The organism is Catellatospora sp. KI3, from assembly GCF_029948125.1.
GTDB lineage: Bacteria > Actinomycetota > Actinomycetes > Mycobacteriales > Micromonosporaceae > Catellatospora.
Window position 1 is genome coordinate 74,802 of record NZ_JASAMB010000004.1, and the last position, 19,376, is coordinate 94,177.

General features: G+C 70.3%; 16 protein-coding genes and 1 CRISPR repeat array. Of the genes, 13 read left to right on the plus strand and 3 right to left on the minus strand.

Annotated features, from left to right (window positions below; translation table 11 throughout):
- Positions 1-24: 24 nt before the first annotated feature.
- From QEZ54_RS08830 to QEZ54_RS08890, 13 genes are all read left to right on the plus strand, one after another.
- Positions 25-657: a GPP34 family phosphoprotein gene (locus QEZ54_RS08830; protein ID WP_281304011.1), complete on the plus strand. Its 633-nt coding sequence runs from the start codon at positions 25-27 to the stop codon at positions 655-657.
- Between the two features lie 27 nt (positions 658-684).
- Positions 685-2,199 carry an APC family permease gene (locus QEZ54_RS08835; RefSeq protein ID WP_281304012.1) on the plus strand — a complete coding sequence of 505 codons (1,515 nt, stop codon included), beginning with the start codon at positions 685-687 and terminating at the stop codon, positions 2,197-2,199.
- Complete coding sequence (locus QEZ54_RS08840; RefSeq protein WP_281304013.1) at positions 2,196-2,834, plus strand: GNAT family N-acetyltransferase; 639 nt, start codon at positions 2,196-2,198, stop codon at positions 2,832-2,834. The genes QEZ54_RS08835 and QEZ54_RS08840 overlap by 4 nt, the downstream gene beginning before the upstream one ends.
- Positions 2,831-3,763: a hypothetical protein gene (locus QEZ54_RS08845; protein ID WP_281304014.1), complete on the plus strand. Its 933-nt coding sequence runs from the start codon at positions 2,831-2,833 to the stop codon at positions 3,761-3,763. Before QEZ54_RS08840 ends, QEZ54_RS08845 begins: the two co-directional genes overlap by 4 nt.
- Before the next feature lie 56 nt (positions 3,764-3,819).
- Positions 3,820-4,398: a hypothetical protein gene (locus tag QEZ54_RS08850; RefSeq protein WP_281304015.1), complete on the plus strand. Its 579-nt coding sequence runs from the start codon at positions 3,820-3,822 to the stop codon at positions 4,396-4,398.
- Entirely contained in the window at positions 4,398-4,682 is a 285-nt protein-coding gene (locus tag QEZ54_RS08855; RefSeq protein ID WP_281304016.1) for a hypothetical protein, read from the plus strand. Before QEZ54_RS08850 ends, QEZ54_RS08855 begins: the two co-directional genes overlap by 1 nt.
- A gap of 83 nt (positions 4,683-4,765) precedes the next feature.
- The gene (locus QEZ54_RS08860) at positions 4,766-4,960 is read left to right on the plus strand and encodes a hypothetical protein (RefSeq protein ID WP_281304017.1); all 195 of its coding nucleotides are present in this window, start codon (positions 4,766-4,768) and stop codon (positions 4,958-4,960) included.
- Between the two features lie 101 nt (positions 4,961-5,061).
- Positions 5,062-6,270 carry a methyltransferase, FxLD system gene (fxlM, locus tag QEZ54_RS08865; protein WP_281304018.1) on the plus strand — a complete coding sequence of 403 codons (1,209 nt, stop codon included), beginning with the start codon at positions 5,062-5,064 and terminating at the stop codon, positions 6,268-6,270.
- 81 nt (positions 6,271-6,351) lie between these two features.
- Positions 6,352-6,519 (plus strand): FxLD family lanthipeptide, encoded by a 168-nt coding sequence (locus tag QEZ54_RS08870; RefSeq protein ID WP_281304019.1) that lies wholly within the window; start codon positions 6,352-6,354, stop codon positions 6,517-6,519.
- Between the two features lie 194 nt (positions 6,520-6,713).
- Complete coding sequence (locus QEZ54_RS08875) at positions 6,714-9,692, plus strand: lantibiotic dehydratase (RefSeq protein WP_281304020.1); 2,979 nt, start codon at positions 6,714-6,716, stop codon at positions 9,690-9,692.
- On the plus strand, positions 9,689-10,912 hold the full coding sequence (locus tag QEZ54_RS08880) for a lanthionine synthetase C family protein (RefSeq protein WP_281304021.1): 1,224 nt from the start codon (positions 9,689-9,691) through the stop codon (positions 10,910-10,912). Before QEZ54_RS08875 ends, QEZ54_RS08880 begins: the two co-directional genes overlap by 4 nt.
- 13 nt (positions 10,913-10,925) lie before the next feature.
- The gene (locus tag QEZ54_RS08885; RefSeq protein WP_281304022.1) at positions 10,926-11,738 is read left to right on the plus strand and encodes a thiopeptide-type bacteriocin biosynthesis protein; all 813 of its coding nucleotides are present in this window, start codon (positions 10,926-10,928) and stop codon (positions 11,736-11,738) included.
- Complete coding sequence (locus QEZ54_RS08890) at positions 11,735-12,847, plus strand: hypothetical protein (protein WP_281304023.1); 1,113 nt, start codon at positions 11,735-11,737, stop codon at positions 12,845-12,847. The genes QEZ54_RS08885 and QEZ54_RS08890 overlap by 4 nt, the downstream gene beginning before the upstream one ends.
- Positions 12,848-13,261: 414 nt before the next feature.
- A CRISPR array of direct repeats spans positions 13,262-17,315; the repeat unit is 28 nt; unit sequence GGATCACCCCCGCGTGCGCGGGGAGCAG.
- A 44-nt stretch (positions 17,316-17,359) separates the two neighbouring features.
- Here the strand turns inward: QEZ54_RS08890 and cas2e are convergent.
- Genes cas2e through cas6e form a run of 3 tightly spaced genes read right to left on the minus strand, consistent with a single transcriptional unit; the run spans position 17,360 to position 19,375 of the window.
- Positions 17,360-17,740, minus strand: coding sequence for a type I-E CRISPR-associated endoribonuclease Cas2e (cas2e, locus tag QEZ54_RS08895; RefSeq protein ID WP_281304024.1), 381 nt, complete (start codon positions 17,738-17,740; stop codon positions 17,360-17,362).
- A complete protein-coding gene (cas1e, locus tag QEZ54_RS08900) occupies positions 17,740-18,702 on the minus strand; it encodes a type I-E CRISPR-associated endonuclease Cas1e (protein WP_281304025.1) in 963 nt (320 codons plus the stop codon). The genes cas2e and cas1e overlap by 1 nt, the downstream gene beginning before the upstream one ends.
- Before the next feature lie 7 nt (positions 18,703-18,709).
- A complete protein-coding gene (gene cas6e / locus QEZ54_RS08905; protein WP_281304026.1) occupies positions 18,710-19,375 on the minus strand; it encodes a type I-E CRISPR-associated protein Cas6/Cse3/CasE in 666 nt (221 codons plus the stop codon).
- Position 19,376: the final 1 nt, after the last annotated feature.

The window sequence follows — 19,376 nt, forward strand, 5'->3', positions numbered from 1 at the left end:
CCACCGAGGGAGGCCGGTCCCATGATGCTCGGCGATGACTTCTTCCGGCTTGCCCACGACGACGGGACCGGCAGGCCCCGCCTACACGCCAAAGCCCTCAATGTCGGCTGCGGCGCTGCTCTGCTCGCCGAGCTGATCAGCACGCGCCACATCGAGGTCGACGACACCGGCGTGCTGATCAAGAATCGGCAGCCGCCCGAGGACTCGCTGATGCACTTCGTCCTCGACCACCTCGTCAAAGAGGAAGGGCGCCGGCACAGCGTCAGCACGTGGCTGACCTTCTTCAGCAAAGACGCCGCCACCCAGATCGCCGAAAGGCTCCTGCGGGGTGGCCACGTCCGGATGACTCCGGTCCGCAAGCTCGGCCGCCAGACCGGGCTGCTCTACATACCGGTGGACAGCAACCAGGCCGCCCGCCCGTGGGCGGTGCTGTCGCAGCTGCTCCGACGCCACGAACCTCTGGCCTACAACGAACTCGCTCTCGCCGGGCTCGCCGTCGCGACGGGCTTGGAGCGCTGGCTGCTCATGGACGCCCCCGCCGAGACGTTCGACTTCCTACACAACCAGGTCGCGACCCTCTGGCCACCGATGACCTGCCTGCTGCGGTACACGCACGAGGTCATCGGCGAGGCGGTGCTCGCGCACCGCCACAAGTAACCCACCCCCACGATTCAGGAGTTCCCCATGCCCCTCGCTAGAACCCCGGCCACGGCGAGCAACGTGGCCAACACCCTGGCCCGCAGCAAGCTCGGCACCCCCGCTGTCGTGGTCTTCGTGATGGCCGCCGCCGCGCCGCTGACGGTGACCGCCGGAGGCGCCACCAGCGGATTCGCGATCACGGGCAGTAAGGGCATCCCAGTGGCGTACCTGGCCGTCGCCGTCATCCTGGCCCTGTTCGCGGTCGGCTACGTCGCGATGTCCCGCCACGTCGTCAACGCCGGGAGCTTCTACAGCTACGTCAGCCGGGGCCTGGGCAAACCGACAGGCGTCGCAGCAGCGTTCGTCGCCGTGCTGGCGTACAACGCGATGCAGATCGGCTTGTACGGCGGCTTCGGGGCGGTACTGTCCGGCTGGCTGCACGACCGGTTCGGCATCTCGATCGCCTGGTGGCTGTGCGCGCTCATCGGCTGGGCCATCGTGGCCGTCCTGGGCGTCCTGCGCATCGACCTCAACGGACACGTCCTGGCCGTCATGCTCGCAGCCGAGGTCGCCGTCGCGGGCCTGTTCGCGATCGTCATGATCACGCACCCGGCCGAGGGCTCGGTCAGCTTCTCCACCCTGTCCCCCAGCTACCTGATCGCCCCCGGCATCGGTGCAGCCTTGGTGACCGCGGTGACCGGCTTCGTCGGTTTCGAGGCCACCACGGTCTTCTCCGAGGAGACCCGCGACCCCCGCCGCACGGTGGCCCGCGCGACCTACATCGCCGTCGCCATCACCGGCCTGCTCTACGGCGGATCGGCGTGGGCGCTGACGGTCGCCTCCGGGCCGGACAAGATCGTGGCCGACGCCCAGCAGTACAGCACCGAGCTGATCTTCACGCTGGTGCAGCCGCACCTCGGCCAGTTCTTCGTCGACCTGGGCCACATGCTGTTCGTGACCTCCCTGTTCGCCGCGCTGCTGAGCTTCCATCACACGGTCGGCCGATACCTGTTCAGCCTGGGCCGTGAGAAGGTCCTGCCAAGCTTCCTGGGCCAGACCAGCCGGGTCACCGGAGCACCGAAATGGGGCTCGGTCACGCAGAGCGTCCTGGCCCTGGCGGCGCTGATCGGCTACGCCATCGCGCACGCCGACCCGATCATCCACCTGTTCTTCTGGGTCACGGTGTCGGGCGGGCTCGGCGTCCTCATCCTGATGACCCTGACCTCGGCCGCCGTGATCGGGTTCTTCGGCCGAGACCGGCTTGGCGAGAACACCTGGCGCAGAATCACCGCCCCCGCACTGGCGACCGTCGCCCTCGGCTGGATCCTCTACCTCACCATCGACCAGTTCGACGTGCTCCTCGGCGTCACACCGGATTCGCCGCTGCGCTGGCTGTTCCCCGCCTCGTTCGGCATCGCGGCTCTCGCAGGCCTGGCCTGGGCTGGCCTGCTCAAGGCGTGGAGCCCCGTGGTGTACGAGGCGATCGGCATGGGAGTCAACGCCGCCTCGGCCAACCCCTTCGCGCCGGCCGCGCCTCTTGCCGAGGCGCGGCAGTCATGACCGGTACCCGCGACCTCACCATCCGCCGCGCCGAGCCCGCCGACGCGAAACGTCTGACGGAGCTGCTCACCGACGCGTTCCTGATCTCCCGGGTCGGCAACTGGCTCATCCCGGGCATCGGCGTACGCCGCCACGTCTACCTGCGTTACTTCGACATCTTCGTCCGGCACGGCCTGGCCCACGGCCTCATGGACGTCACCGACGACCTGACCGGCGTGGCCATCTGGCTTCCACGCGACCACGACACCCCCGGCCCGCAGGACTACGACCAGCAGCTCGCCGAGGCCACCGGAACGTGGGCCGACCGGTTCCGCGCGCTGGACAAGACGTTCGACGAGCAGCACCCGCACGAGGTGTTCCACCATCACCTGCTGTTCCTGGGCGTCCTGCCCAGCGACCAGTCACGCGGTATCGGGTCGGCGCTGCTGGCCCACCACCACGCCTACCTCGACGCCGAAGGCATCCCGGCATATCTGGAAGCGAGCATGCCCCGCAACCGCGACCTGTACATGCGCAACGCCTACACGGCCCGGGACGCGTTCAACCTGCCCGATGACGGGCCGCCCCTGTGGCCGATGTGGCGCGACCCCCAGGTCACCCAGCCATCCCCGCGAGAGGACGACATCCGGTCATGACCGACGCAGCTGAACGCCCCACCCGCCGCCATCGGCTAGGCCCTGCCGCTGTAGCCGTCGCCGTCCTGCTGGTGGCATCGGCCGGGGCCGTGGCGGTCACGCCGGGCGGACCCGCCTCACTGACGCCAACGCCGGTCAACGTCGCGCTCCCCGTGATGCCCGGAGCCGCCTCACCGACGCCGTCGGCCTGCGCCTCCGGGCCGCTGATCGACGTGGCCGACGTGCTGGTCGCCGCTCCTAGCGACGCCACCCGTGGGCGGTACTACTACCTGCAGGTCGAGCAGTGGTCACGGAGCGACGCTGAGATCGTCGGATTCCGACGCGAAGTCTGGCTGACCGATGACGGCGGCCTGATCCGCTCGGAGCAGCGCCTTCCTGGCCAGCCGGCTGTGTCGTTCGACATGGCTCGCATCGGGGTGCCCGGAACCTTCGACGGGGTGAAGCCCCACCGCAACACCGGCGACCCCGCCGAGGTGGAGTCGTTCATCGAGCGGCACGGGCGCCCCCCGGGCAACCCGACCGAGCTGGCGAAGATCATCGACGGCGACAACGACGGCCAGCCGCTGACCGACCCGTGCCCGCCCGCGTGCGGCCTCACCATCCGGCCCATCGTGTTCTTCGACGCGGTCACCAGCCTGTACCGCAAAACGTACCTGGACCTGCCCGCACGGACAGCGCTGCTGCGGCTCGTGGCCGTCCAGCCCGGCATCACGTTCCTCGGTGAAGTCACCGACCGCGGCGGCCGTAAAGCCATCGGCGTGGCCGTCGCCGAAGGCGGCGTCCGGGTGTCCCTGCTGTTCGACCGCAACACCGGGTTCCTGCTGGCCTCCGAACGAAGCGTCCCTGACCACGGACTGGACGACTACACCCTCTACCTGACGCTCGACCGCCGCGACAGCCAGACCCCTACCAACGGCACGGCGGCCTAGCTCAACACCCAGCCGGGCCGGTACCGCCCATCCCTGAACGTCCCTGGAGGAAGACGATGACCACTCACGTCACGCCCATGACGTCGCCCTCGGCGGCACCGGCCCGACCCAAGACGCCCTTCGCCAGGCTCCTTCTCGGCCCCATATTCAAGATCATGCGTTGGCGTACGGGTACGCCAACGCAATACGACCCGCCCGCCCAGCCGCCGCTCGACCGCGATCCGGCGACCGTCGACAGCATCGACCAGTACACGACCGGCGCACCAGTCTGGGCCTACATCGGCGGCAGCTGGCTCTGCGCTGACGTCGCCGGTATCACCAGCAGTTCCACCCTGGTGATCTACCCAGCGCCCGGTTCGGCCGACGTCATGGTCGAGACGGTGCACACCAGCCACCTCCAGCTGCGCGACCGGCCAGTACGGGAAGGCGACCGGAGCGCGTCGCCAGCCGCCTCCGAGGACCTTCCGACCGCCGACCAGGCACGGGTGACCCTCAGCCTGCACCACCGAGACGAGCTCGGACTCTGCACCGCATGCGCGGAGCGGACCCAGTTCCGGTGGGCACCCTGCCCCGACGCGAAGCAGGCCATGGCAGTGCTCGGCATCGACCCGGCAACGCAGATCGGAGCGCCGTGATGTCGGCCGTACTGCAGCTGCCCACAGCGGCCCGCCGCCGGATCTACCAGACGCTCGTGAGCCAGCCCGGCAGGCACTGGACCGTCCGCACGCTGACCGAGGCACTGGCCGCGCACGCCACCGTCAAGGAGACGTCCGTGCGCGACACGGTCAACTTCCTGCTGAGCCTGCGCATCGTTGCCCTGGTCCCGTACCACCGGACCATGACCGTCAGCCTGACCAGCCCCGGCGAGCGCGCCCTGATCGTCGCTCTCCGCCGCGCCCAGTCGCAGACGGGAGTATGACGATGCGGATGGGGTGCGCCGACAGTATCGGCAAGCGGCGCGGGACACCGACGGCCCGCACGACGTACGGAAGACTGGCCCCGGTGGGTTCCCCGCTGTGGCACGCCGCCGACGCGCTGAACAGGCAGGTTCAGGCGTGGCACCGATCCGGAGGGCACGTCACGCCTTCGTTCGTCTACTGGCCCAACGGCCGCAACACCTCACCCATCCCCGCCGACGCAGCGGCCATGAGCAAGACCCACGGCGTCCTCGCGATCACCTGGCCCGCGAGCAGCTGACTCTCCCCAAGCCAGCCCGCTGAGCCAGGCCCAGCACCTGACCGCCACAACCACCGGGCGACAGGACACGGCTCCGGCCGCCCACGAGCAGAAGGAATCCGATGACATTGCAGGTCGATGACGCAGCCGCCTTGCGCCAGGCCATGGTGACGCAACTGCGCGCCGAAGGTCTCATCACCACCGAAGACGTCGCCGAGGCGATGAACGCCGTACCCCGGCACGACTTCGCGCCCGGCGAACCCCTTGACCGGGTCTACCAGACCAACACGACCCTGGTCCCGAAGGTCGATGCGCAGGGTCGGCAGACCAGCGTCGTCTCGGCCTCGCACATCCAGGCCGTCCAGCTCGAACAGGCCGAGCTGCGGCCGGGCATGAGCGTGCTGGAGATCGGCTCGGGCGGCTACAACGCCGCCCTCATCGCCGAGATGGTCGGCCCGACGGGCGCGGTCACGACGGTGGACATCGACGCCGACGTCATCGACCGCGCCCGCGCGGGCCTGCAACGGGCTGGCTACGAACAGGTCTATGTCGTGCACGCTGACGCCGAGCACGGCGTGGCCCAGCACGCGCCCTACGACCGGATCATCGTCACGGTCGGGACGTGGGACATCCCGCCCGCCTGGTTGGACCAGCTCACCCCGGACGGGCGCATCGTCGTGCCGCTGCGCTTCGCCGGGATCACCCGGCTCATCGCCTTCGACCGCACGCTGCAGCACCCGATGCTGACCGCCAGCAACTACCGGCTCGGCTCGTTCGTGTCGATGCAGGGCGACGGCGCCGCCACCGAGCAGCTCATTGCGGTCACCCCCGACGTCGGCCTGCGCATGGACCAGAGCAGCGAGCTGGTCTTCGACGTGCTGGCGCTGCGCAAGGCGCTCAACACCAAGGGCGTGGAGGGCTGGTCAGGCACGCCGTTCGACATGCCCGACGAGCTGGAGCTGTACCTGCTGACCGCTGGGCCGCAGATGCCGATGCTGCACGCGGCGCAGGCCGCCATCGACCAAGGCGTCGTCAACCGCACAGTACGCACGGGTACCCCGGCTCTGGTGCGCGGCGACACCTTCGCCTACCGGATGAAGCGCGAGAACCCGGAGACCGTCAGCGGCTTCGAGACCGGCGTCATCGCGCACGGACCGCAGGCCGAACAGGTCGGCGCCGAGCTGCTCAACATGATCCGCGCCTGGGCGGGCCGCTACTACCGGCGCGGCGCGGCCCGCATCACCTACCACCCGAACCCCGCCGACACCAGCGCACTCGTCGGGTGGCACACGACCAAGCGACACGGCGTCCTGGCCGTCGACTGGTCCTAACAGACTTCGGCGCTCACCTGGGCGACCCACGCCCAGGTGAGCGCCGGGGAACCATATCCACCCCTCACCAAGGAGGTTGTCATGACCACCCAGCTCGCCCCGGCCCCGACCGACGCCGACGGCCGCGCGCTCGACGACTTCGACCTCGACATCACGTTCATCGAGGCCGGGGGCACCGTTGAGCACATCATCAAGATGACCGAGGACAGCTGCGGCAGCACCTGCGAGTCGGCCTGCACCAGCTGCTGACCGCCGCACCAACCGATGACGGCTTCCGACTGTTAGCCCGGCCCCGGTGATCTAGCGCCGACGAGCCGCCACCGCACTCCGTCATGGGATGCCCGGCCCTGGAGAACATGTTCCAGCGCCGGGCATCCCCATCCATAGTCAAACGATCATTGCCCCTGGGGGTCGGTGTGTACCGCAGCGTGAACAACGCACTAATGCTCCGCGCGTCAGTGCTCCACCCGGGTCACCTCGCGAGCTGGCCAGACCTCACCAGCAGCGACGGAGCCGCGACCTGGCGGCCGTGGCTCGAGGACACCCTCGCCATTCCGGGGTTCGCCGCCGCGCTGGTGCACGCCTCACCCGACCTCGCCGAGCGCGTTGCCGCGGCAGTCAAAGGCGACCTGCCGCCCACCGCTGTCCGGCGGGTGCTGCTCGGGGTCATGCGTTACCTGCTGCGCGCCACCAGCCGCGCTACGCCCTTCGGCCTGTTCGCCGGGGTCGCTCCCGTCAGCGCAAACGGCAAAGCCACTCTCCGCTGGGGTGCCGACCACCGTCCCTTCGCCCGTCTGCAGGCGGCGTGGCTGACCGGTGTCCTGGACGGCCTGGAATCGGACCCGATGCTGCGCCCGCACCTGATCGTCCGGGCGAACAACCTGCTCGTATACCGGTCGGGCAAGGTCGTGCTGGAGTACCGTGCCGCCACCAGCGACCCTCGCGGTGCGCCGACGCATCTGCGCGTCAAAGCCAACAACTCGATCCGTGCCGCATTGAATCTGGCGGCTGAGCCGATCCGCTGGGCAGATCTCAGCGGCAAGCTCGCGGCCGAACACGGAGCGCCGCCCGAAGGCGCCGACCGGCTGATCGACCAGATGGTGGCGCAGCGGCTGCTGCTCACCAGCCTGCGCCCGCCGTCGATCCAGACCGATCCCCTCGCCCACATCGTCAACGAGCTGGAGACCTTGCCCACCGGCGGCTCCGACAACGTCCGGGGCCAGCTGCGTACGCTGCGTCATCTGCGGGCACGACACGACAACGCTCCCGACCAGGCCAGCGCGGATGAGCGTCGCCGGGACCTCGGCCAGGCCGCCGCCGCGATCCGCCCCGGACCAGCTGTCGGCGTCGACCTCCGGCTGGACTGCGACCTCATCCTGCCCACGGCGGTGACGGACGAGGCATGTCGTGCCGCAGCCGCCCTGACCCGCCTGGCCCGCCCATCGTCGTGTCAGTGGCGCGACTGGCACGCCCGGTTCCTGGCCCGCTACGGCCTGCACGCCCTCGTCCCGATCCTGGACGCGGTCGACGGGCAAGTGGGGCTCGGCTACCCGGACGGCTTCACCGGCGAGCCCACCGATCACACGACCAAGCTGCACGACCAGGACCGACGCCTGCTAGCCCTCGCGCAGCGGGCCGCGCTGCGGGGCGAACACGAGGTGGTCCTCGACGATGCCGCTCTGGAGCAGGTGGCCGGCGCAGCCCCGAGCGAGGTTTACCCGACCGCCGAACTCACCGTCCGCGTCCACGCCGAATCCCTGCAAGCCATCGGTAGAGGCGACTTCCAGCTGTCGGTCGTACGGGCCTCCGGGCAAGCCTTCTCCACCGCGGGCCGATTCCTCGACCTGTTCGGCGAAGCGGCCCGACAGCGCATGGCGGCCGAGGCGGTCACCAGCCCCGCCGCCAGCGAAGGAGCCCTACTGGCCCAGCTGACGGCCGTGACCCGCTACACGATCAGCCTGGACGTCAACCGTGCCACACAACTGCTGCCCCACCTGATCCCGGTCGGGGAGCACCACCCACCGTCGCAGGCCACTATCGCCCTGGACGACATCGCCGTCACCGCCGACGCACACCGCCTCTACCTGATCTGCCTCTCCCGACAGCGCGCGCTGCAGGCGATCGCGGTCAACGCCGTCGAACCGGTCCGCCATGCCCACCCCCTTGCCCGGTTCCTCGCCGAAGCACCCGAGGCGCTGGCCACCGGATGTTCCCCGCTGGAATGGGGACCAGCGGCCAAGGGCCTGCCGTTCCTACCCGCCCTGCGCTACGGCCGCACCGTCCTGAGCCCCGCCCGATGGCACCTGGCCGCAGACGAGCTACCCGACCGCCAAGCCTCCTGGCCCGCATGGGACCGCGCGCTCGGCGCCTGGCGAGATGCCATCGGCTGCCCCCGGCTGGTCGCCCTCGGCGTCGGCGACCAAACGATCAGACTCGACCTGGACGAACCCGCCCACCGCGCCCTGCTGCGCAACCACCTGACCCGCGAACCCACCGCCCTGCTACGCGCCATCACCGAAGGCAACGAGTGGATCAGCGGCCACGCCCATGAGATCGTCATCCCGCTGTTCGCCACCGCCGCCAGGCCACCAGCACCCCGCATCGGCACGACGGCCATCGACGTTCGCGATCACGGCATCCTGCCCGGCGGCGACCACCACTACCTCAAGATCTACGCCCGGCCCGAAGAACAGGATGCCATCCTCGGCGGCCACCTGCCCCGGCTGCTGACGCAATACCCCGAGGCGGGCCCCTGGTGGTACCTGCGGTACGCCGACCCCGAACCACACCTGCGGCTGCGCCTACGCGGCCTACCCAGCGAGGCCGTCTACAGCTGGACACGCCAGCTGCACGCCGACGACCTGACCCGCCGAGTCCAGTGGGACACCGACTTTCCCGAGCCCGGCCGCTTCGGCGGCCCGGCCACGTACGCCGCGACAACGGCAGTGTTCGGCGCCGAGTCCGAGGCCGCGCTCGCCGAACTCGCGGCGACCCTGAGACACCCCGCGCTGCATCGGCTGGCGCTGACCGCCGCCAGCATGGCGGACCTCGTCCACGCCGTCATCGGGGACCCGACCGAAGCGATGCGCTGGCTGATCTCCCACACCCGCACCCACCGGCTAGCGCCCCCACGAACGGTTTACGACGACGCGGTACGGCTGGCCAACCCCTACAACCACTCCGCGTTGCGCGCCCTACCCGGCGGCAACGCCATCGCCGAACGGTGGGCCGCACGCCGCCGCGCCCTGACCGCCTGGCGCGACCACCCCGGCATCAGCACCACCACCCCGGCCGACCTACTGCCCGACCTGCTGCACCTGCATCACGTCCGCGTCATCGGACTCGACCTGGAAAGCGAACGCGCCTGCCTGCACCTCGCCCGCGCCGCCGCACTCAGCTGGACGACAAGGAGCACCCCGTGACCGCCCCCGCCACCACGTCCCATCGCGCGGACCCGCTCACCGCCGTCTGCGCCAGCCTCGCCGACCCCTCGATCGTCGGCCCCGCGCCAGACGGACGGACCCGACCGCAGTCATTGGCCGGAGGCGCGGTCGGCATCGCGCTGCTGCACATCGAACGCGCCATCTCCGGCCTCGGCGACGAAACCACCGCCCACACCTGGATACGCGCCGCGGTCAGCGAGCCAGTCAGCATCGGCCACAACTCCGACCCGTTCCACGGAGCCCCAGCACTGGCGTTCATGCTCCACACCGCGAGCCCGCTCGGCGGCTACCGCCGCGCCACCACCAGCCTCGACGAGGCCACCACCACCCTCACCCGGCAACGGCTGGCCGCCGCGCACGCCCGCATCCACCGCCGGGAACCGCTGACCATGTACGAGTTCGACCTCGTGCACGGCCTCACCGGCCTCGGCCTCTACCACCTGCACGCCCACCCCGACCACCCGATCAGCGGCGACCTGGTGACCTACCTCACCCGCCTCACCGAACCCCTCGGCGACAACACCGACCGGCCGCCGTGGTGGCTGCCGTCCGGCCTCGGCGGCGTACCCCACGACGACTTCCCCCACGGCCACGGCAACATCGGAGCCGCCCACGGCATCAGCGCCGTCATCGCCCTACTCGCCTACGCCGTCCTGCACGGCCACGACACCCCCGCCGCCCGCGACGCCCTCACCGCCCTGTGCGACTGGACCGACCACTACCGCCAAGACGACCCCGCCGGAACCTGGTGGCCCGGCTACGTCGCGCCCGACACCGAACTCAAACGTCACCGGCCTTCCTGGTGCTACGGCACCCCCGGCACCGCCCGCGCCCAGCAACTCGCCGGGCAGGCCCAACGCGACCCCATCCGCCAGCAACGCGCCGAAGAGGCCATACTCACCGCACTCGCCGATGACACGCAGCGACGACGACTCCCCGAAATCGGCCTATGCCATGGCAAAGCCGGGCTGCTGCAATCCGCCTGCCGCATGGCAGCCGACAGCACCAATCCAACCCGATCAGCCCAGTTCGCCGCCCACCTTCCCCGCCTTGCCGCACAACTTGCCACCCAACTCGCCAGCGAGACCCCGGCCGACCCGGAGCTGATGAACGGCACCGCCGGAGCCGCCCTCGCCCTACACACCGCCGCCATCGGCAACCCGGCCACCGGCTGGGACACCTTCCTCGCCCTCTCCTGACCGGACAAGCGCCATGACCGCACTACGATGGCGGCAGACCGCCATCACCTTCGCCGACCCCGACACCGCCCAGCAGACCGCCGTCGCCCACCTCGCGCCGATCCTGGCCGACGCCGAGGCCCGCAGCCTCATCACCGCCTGGTTCTATGTACGCAAAGGCGAATGGCGGCTGCGCTACCGGCCCACAGACAGCAGCCGCAGGGCCGAAGATCACATAGGCAGCGAGCTGGAAAGGCTCGTTCGACATCGCCTCGTTCACAGCGCCGTCGCCGGCACCTACGAGCCCGAGGTCTACGCCTTCGGCGGCCCCGACGCCATGGACGTCGCCCACCGGCTCTGGCACCACGACAGCCGTCACCTCCTCACAGGCACCACCGGGCACCAACGCGAGCAGTCGATCATGCTGGTAGCGGCGATGATGCGATCGGCCGGGCTGGACTGGTACGAGCAAGGCGACGTGTGGGCGCGCGTCGCCGAACACAGAGACCCGCCGGACCTCGCCAATGTCACGTCTCTGCAACACGCCACGCAGCGGCTCCTCACCGTCGACATCGCCAGCCTCACCGCCCCCGGAGCCACGATGGCGACCTGTTCAGCCCTGATCGAGGCGTACGTCACCGCTGGTGACAGCCTTCGGCGACTCAACCAGGCCGGACGGCTCCGCCACCGCGGACTAAGAGACATCCTCAACCACCACGTGATCTTCGCCTGGAACCGGCGCAGCATCCCCGGACGTCATCAAGCCGCCATCGCCGCAGCCGCGAAGACCCTCATCTTCGGCCCCGGCCCCAACATCGGCCCCCTCACCACAGGCGGTGAAGCATGAACCCAGAAGTAGCCCGCCGCTTCCCACTGATCGCCCGACCTCGGCCCGCCTGCACGCCCCTGGTCCAACGCGTCGCCGACCTCGAACACCGTGCAGCCCTCGCCCAAGAACACCACAACGCAGCCGCCGCAACCGCCGTCTTCAACCTCGCCGCCCTCCTCGCGTCCGACTGCGGCCTGCCCGACCTAGCCCGCACCTGGTGCCACCGACTCGCCGCCATCACGCTGGCCCACAGCACCGAACCCCGCCATGCCCTCGAACCCATCGTCAACCTCGCCCGCCTGCACATCCGCGCAGGCGACGGCCCCACCGCCTGGACCCTGCTGGAAACCCTCTACCAGGCAATCACCACCCGCACCGACACGATGATCGACGGCATCATGATCCCGGCCGCTCACCTCACCGAAACACCCACCAGCCACACCAACGCCCGTACCTGGCTATGGAGCGTCCTCCTCGGCACCGGCGCGCACGCGCTCGCCACCGCCAGCCGCTGGGACGAAGCAAGCCAACGCCTCGCCCAACACAACGGAGTCGGCGAGCGCATGCTCGACGGCCGACAGGTCACCGTCATCGCCCACGCCGTCGCGGGTCGCCACAAGCAGGCGCACACGCTGCTGTGCGCCACCCAACCGGGCGAGACGTGGGAGAACGCAGTCACTGCCAGCCTGCATCTGCATGTGCCCGGTCGCGATCCAGCGGAAGCGACCACCATCGCGTTGACGACCTATCACTCGCTCGGGCCAATCGAACCGACGCTCTTCCGGACCCGCCTGGGTCTCATTCTCGTGGACGCCCTCCACGCCAACCATCCGGAACGCGATCGGTTCATCACGGATCTTGTCGCCCTGGCGGCCGAGGACGGCTACGCCGCCCGCGATTTCCTCGAACACCCGGAGTGCGCTGACGCCACTAACAACCAGCAACGCGCTGAACTCGCCGACCTGCTGTCACGATGCGGCCTCGGCCAAGGCGCCCTACCGGCCGCCGTTCTCGCCGCCATCGAACAAGCCCTCAACGTCGCGGAAGCAACCATCACGCAATCGACCTGTGACCCTGCTCAATCGGCGACCGCAACCACGGCGAACAGCGGAGGACGCCGATCATGAACACCCGAGCCGAAGCTGGATCCCACCTCCAGGTGTTGCCAGAGCTGGCAACACCTCATTGTGACTCAGCACGCTTGTTAGCGTTCCTTATGGCCGCTAGCTCGATGAGCCATCCGAGCTGAGCCGCCATGGCGGGGTGTTAGCGCCCTTATCGGCAAGCAGTAGCTGTCGGCCGGGAAGTTGTCGCTCGATCCGGCGACCCGGCAAATGCTGTGAGCGTAAGCGCCAGCCGGGTGGCCCGTAGCAGCCAGCTCGACGGCAGAGCCGAATCGGCTGCGGCCACAATCTGCATTTGCCCGCTCGCGAGCCTGCTCAATGCCGACGCCCGACACGGCCCAGGGTTCAGCAGGGATTGTCGGCGGAATGTCGGAGTCGGTGTCAGAGACTGTCCGACATCAGGTCACCGTGTACTGGGGATCACCCCCCGCGTGCGCGGGGAGCAGACCTGGTAGATCCGGCCGACGAGGTCCGGGTCGGGATCACCCCCGCGTGCGCGGGGAGCAGGGTTCTTTCGGCGTCGCGGCGCTGCTCTGGCTAGGATCACCCCCGCGTGCGCGGGGAGCAGTCGTTGGTCCCGCTGCCCACGGTCAACCCGGTCGGATCACCCCCGCGTGCGCGGGGAGCAGGTTCCATGTCCGATTTGTATATGGCACACCCTGGGATCACCCCCGCGTGCGCGGGGAGACAGGGGTTATCCCGCAGCAGCTCGCGGAAGAACGCCGGATCACCCCCGCGTGCGCGGGGAGCAGGTCGCCTGGTACCACACCCGCAAGGTAATGATCGGATCACCCCCGCGTGCGCGGGGAGCAGGCCTCTCCTCTCTGGGGGTGCCCGGCGCGGTGGGGATCACCCCCGCGTGCGCGGGGAGCAGGCACTGGATGCCGAGTGCGAGGCGGGGGTGTGCGGATCACCCCCGCGTGCGCGGGGAGCAGCGGCCGCGCCGGCAGCACGGGCCGTCGATCCGGGGATCACCCCCGCGTGCGCGGGGAGCAGGCCTGCGCCAGGGACACGCCAGCACTGTCGAACGGATCACCCCCGCGTGCGCGGGGAGCAGGTCCCCGGCCCGCCGCGCGATGGCGGCGTCGCGGGATCACCCCCGCGTGCGCGGGGAGCAGGGCCACGGGACGGCGCCCGTGGGCTTGCGGGTCGGATCACCCCCGCGTGCGCGGGGAGCAGACCCGTGCCGAGCAGGACCGGGCGCTGACCGACGGATCACCCCCGCGTGCGCGGGGAGCAGACCTGTCCGCCGCTGTACGCGACCCGGCGCGACGGATCACCCCCGCGTGCGCGGGGAGCAGCAGTCGGGTGTTCTTCTCGCTATAGGGGTGGCCGGGATCACCCCCGCGTGCGCGGGGAGCAGCGAGGTCGTCGCCCCACATGCCGATGCGTACGGGGATCACCCCCGCGTGCGCGGGGAGCAGTGCAGGCGGGTGAGCTTGACGAGGTGCTGGAGGGGATCACCCCCGCGTGCGCGGGGAGCAGCACCACGTCGGGCCGCCTGCACAGCCGACACCGGGATCACCCCCGCGTGCGCGGGGAGCAGCCGTGGTGGCGCTGCTGGTCGTGGTGACCACGGGGATCACCCCCGCGTGCGCGGGGAGCAGGCCGATGCCTTCGAGATCCTGTGGCCGGGCAAGGGATCACCCCCGCGTGCGCGGTGAGCAGCGGCAGCCACGGCGGCAGCACGCGAGTCACCAGGGATCACCCCGCGTGCGCGGGGAGCAGGGCACCAGCCAGGACATCATCCTGTCCGTGTCGGGATCACCCCCGCGTGCGCGGGGAGCAGCTGGCGATCGGTGACCGTCTGCCGCGTATGCCGGGATCACCCCCGCGTGCGCGGGGAGCAGTGGTTGGTGATCTCGTTGAACTTCTCGCGGTGGGGATCACCCCCGCGTGCGCGGGGAGCAGCCTGTCAGGCCTTCGATGGTCCCGGCCAGGCCGGGATCACCCCGCGTGCGCGGGGAGCAGATGGGGACCTCCTCTGTTGAGTTTTCAAACGCCGGATCACCCCCGCGTGCGCGGGGAGCAGCCGGCGCCACCGGCGGCAGCTTCGAGTTCATCAGGATCACCCCCGCGTGCGCGGGGAGCAGTAGCGGGTGAGCGCGACGGAGGTCTGTCCGACCGGATCACCCCCGCGTGCGCGGGGAGCAGGCTGGCAGCTCGTTGCGCTGGTCGCGATCATCGGGATCACCCCCGCGTGCGCGGGGAGCAGTCACGCCGTCCGAGCGTAGCCGCAGGTAGGCCGGATCACCCCCGCGTGCGCGGGGAGCAGCCACGGCTGTGACCGGATCGGTGGTGCCGGCCGGGATCACCCCCGCGTGCGCGGGGAGCAGTGCAGCCGCTGCGCGATCCTCGCTGGCAAGCACGGATCACCCCCGCGTGCGCGGGGAGCAGGGGCGGGACGGGGGCGGTCATGCCACACCGCCGGGATCACCCCCGCGTGCGCGGGGAGCAGGCTGGTGCAGGTCGGTGATGGCCATGCCACTCCGGATCACCCCCGCGTGCGCGGGGAGCAGCGAGTAGTCGAGCCACTGGCCGCGGCCGAGCCGGGATCACCCCCGCGTGCGCGGGGAGCAGCACGTCGTCGCAACCACCTGGGCGATCGACCGCGGATCACCCCCGCGTGCGCGGGGAGCAGTTGGTGACGTTGACCGGCCCGCCCGGCTGCGCGGGATCACCCCCGCGTGCGCGGGGAGCAGAAGCTCTGAATCCACGACCACGGCGCGTCCTCCGGATCACCCCCGCGTGCGCGAGGAGCAGCGGATAGACGCCGCTGATGGTCTTCCAGAGCGTGGATCACCCCCGCGTGCGCGGGGAGCAGCCGTTCTTGGCCTGGGCGTCGACGAGCTCCTTGGGATCACCCCCGCGTGCGCGGGGAGCAGCGTGCCGCGCATCCGGGCCGAGTCCGCGCCGCGGGATCACCCCCGCGTGCGCGGGGAGCAGGCCAGTCGTGAATGAGTGAAATTCGGGATCTCAGGATCACCCCCGCGTGCGCGGGGAGCAGTCGGCGCCATGAGTTGGGCGAGCAGGTCGGAGCGGATCACCCCCGCGTGCGCGGGGAGCAGTTGTCGGGTGCGCCGCAAGTTCCGTTTTACCTGGGATCACCCCCGCGTGCGCGGGGAGCAGTCCAGCGGCAACTCCTCCTCGCCCTCCTCGTCGGGATCACCCCCGCGTGCGCGGGGAGCAGGACGGCGCCGTCATGGTCCACATGGTGGCCCGGGGATCACCCCCGCGTGCGCGGGGAGCAGTCCGTTCGGCTACCAGGAAGTCGCGCAGCGCGGGGATCACCCCCGCGTGCGCGGGGAGCAGTCGATCCAGTCGGCGGCGGGGTGGCCGAACAGGGGATCACCCCCGCGTGCGCGGGGAGCAGCGGCCGGCCGCCTCCGGCGCGTCCGGGGGCGAGGGATCACCCCCGCGTGCGCGGGGAGCAGCGGCCGGCCGCCTCCGGCGCGTCCGGGGGCGAGGGATCACCCCCGCGTGCGCGGGGAGCAGCTGAGGGGCACGCTGGCCAGCATGTCCGCGCAGGGATCACCCCCGCGTGCGCGGGGAGCAGTCGTCGAAGAACCCGAGCGTGATCGCCGCGTCGGGATCACCCCCGCGTGCGCGGGGAGCAGGGCGTCGGCGGGATTGGTCCACGGACATGCGCCGGATCACCCCCGCGTGCGCGGGGAGCAGCGCGGTCAGCCGTTCAAGCAGGCCGACTGGCAGGGATCACCCCCGCGTGCGCGGGGAGCAGGCCGGGCTGCTGCCGGAGCACCGGCGGGCCGAGGGATCACCCCCGCGTGCGCGGGGAGCAGTTCTTCGCGTCCATCTTCGTACTCCCTGTCTCGGGATCACCCCCGCGTGCGCGGGGAGCAGATCGTCCTCGGCGGTGCCGCCGCCGTCTGGCTGGGATCACCCCCGCGTGCGCGGGGAGCAGGCGTCGGTTGCCTGCTCGGTCGCGACCTGGAACGGATCACCCCCGCGTGCGCGGGGAGCAGTCCAGGCGTCGACGCGCCTTCTCGATCTGCGCCGGATCACCCCCGCGTGCGCGGGGAGCAGTACTACAACCAGCCAGCCGCCATGACGCTCGACGGATCACCCCCGCGTGCGCGGGGAGCAGGGGCGTACGTCTGGTCGCGGCACGACGACCAGCGGATCACCCCCGCGTGCGCGGGGAGCAGGGTGGCCACCTGTGCATCAGTTGCGCCTCCGACGGATCACCCCCGCGTGCGCGGGGAGCAGAGTCGGACAGGTCACAGCCAGCAGGTTGGCGCCGGATCACCCCCGCGTGCGCGGGGAGCAGTCCAGGACCCGGACTCGGCTCGCCGCGGGCGAGGGATCACCCCCGCGTGCGCGGGGAGCAGGGCCCCGCCTTCCTCCGGGAGGGCGGGGCCTTCGGATCACCCCCGCGTGCGCGGGGAGCAGACGCCCGGTGCACAGATTGGCAATGCGGTCATGGGATCACCCCCGCGTGCGCGGGGAGCAGGCTTCTTGACCTGGAAAGCTATAGATCCACATCGCGGATTTCGTTCACTTCTCCTCCGCTTCTCCGTCACGTCCGCCGTCTCGGCGACCGAATCGGCGGCGTCTACCCGCCTTGCTCCATCCTGGGCGCAAAGCCGGATTGGCGACACCACCATCGAGCGGGCGAAGCATGAGTGTAACTCCGTCTACGTCGACAGGCGTCCAGTGATGATCGTGTACGACAAAAGACATCCGCTGCTCACCACGGGTGTGAAAGACCATCAACGCTCTTCCAGCACCCGCCATTCCGACCACCCGTTCCCACAGCCGTTCCCTGATTCGCGCACTGACGTGCCCCACATACACCCCCGCTGAGATTTCGAGCAGCCATTGGGTGAGGTATCCGCGAAGCCCCGACGGGCACACGGTCAACACGATGACGACCATCAGAAGTCCACGTCACTTGAGCCGGCGTAGTTCCTCCCGGACGGGATCTCGACCCCGCTGTCATCCCACAGCCTGACCTCATCGGGTTCGAGCCAGTCCTCATCGATCTCACCCGTGTGCGTCGTCTGCAGCAGCAGCGTCCGGATGTCGCGAACGCATCGCGTTAGCAGCCCACCGTCGTGCACCCGGTCGCGTACCGCGCGCCGGGTGTCGGCACTGACATCGCTGCTCCCACCTGCGGCGATGTCGAAGGCGACCGGAATGGTGATCTCGGCCTTGTACAGGTCGGCCACGTCATACACGAACGACCGCTCGTGACCGGTGTGGACGAACCCGAGACCTGGCGACGCCCCGATCGCCACGATCACCGCGTGGACGATCCCGTACAGGCAGGAGTGCGCCGCCGACAGCGCCTGGTTGATCGGATCGCCGCTGTCGAAGTCAGCGCGATCGTAGTCGCGGCTGCGCCACGCCACCCCGGTCCGCTCTGCGTGCTCGCGGTAGCACCGGCGCACCCGTGCCCCTTCCTTGCCGCGCAGCTGCTGCATGGTCAGCGACCCGGTGTCCTCACCGGGGAAGCGCATCGCATACATGGCACGTGCGACGGCGAGCCGGCGGTCGCGGCTGCTCACCGCCGTTGCCTGTGCCACGAGCAGCCGGCTGGAAGCGGCGAGCGTGCGCCCATGGGCGTAGTAGCGGACGCCCCGCTCACCGACCCATACGGCGGTGGCGCCGTGGTCGGCGAGCAGGGCGATCGCCTGGTGCGTGATGGTGGTGCCCGGTCCGAGCAGGAGGACGCCCACCGAGGCGGCCGGGATGTGCATGACACCCCGGTCGTCGGTGGAGGTGATGGCGTTGCTGTCGCGGTGGACGATGCTGCGTTCGAGGTAGAGGAAGCTGATGCGATCTTCGGCCCGTACCAGGTCGGCTAGTTCCGCTGGCGGAACGCCGGGAATCTTCATCGCGCGCTCAGGTGGCCGGTGCGACGGTGAGCAGACCGCAGCCGTACGCCTTGCCGTGGCCGATGCCCGCAGTAAGCGCGCGCCGGAACTCCGTGACGTCGGTGACGGTCAGGACTCCGTCGTAGCTCGCGGTGACCAGGGTGACGGTGCCCATGCCGCGATTGAAGGTCTGTGTCTGCCGCTTGTGCAGACGCAGGTTGGGTTGGCCGTCCTGCTGGGCGGCGATCGTGAACCCGTGCTTGGCCGCGCGGTTGACCAGCCAGTCGGCTTGCTCGTGCTCGCGGAGGTAGCCGAAGCGCTGGGTCTCCTTGGCGTCGGCGTTCTTACGGCCGCTGTGGCTTGGGTTGGCGGTGAGCCGGAACGCCCATCGCTGCTGCTCGCGCAGCTTGTCGAGCAGCGGGTCGTAGTCACGGGTCTCCCAGGTCTCGGTGGTCGGCCAGCCGGCCTGTTCGACCAGGTGGGTCAGGTCCGGTCGTCCGGGACTGACCAGGTACAGGTGGACGGTCGCCAGGGCAGGGTTGTCGAGTCGCCAGAGACTGCGGGTGCCGTCGCGGTCGTAGTCTTCTGGCCGGGCGAACGCCGCACGGATGGCGGCGTGCATTGCTTGCGGGGAGCCGAGCAGCTTGCGTGCCCCGCGGCGGGCCGTGTTGACACGGAACCGGGTCAGATACATC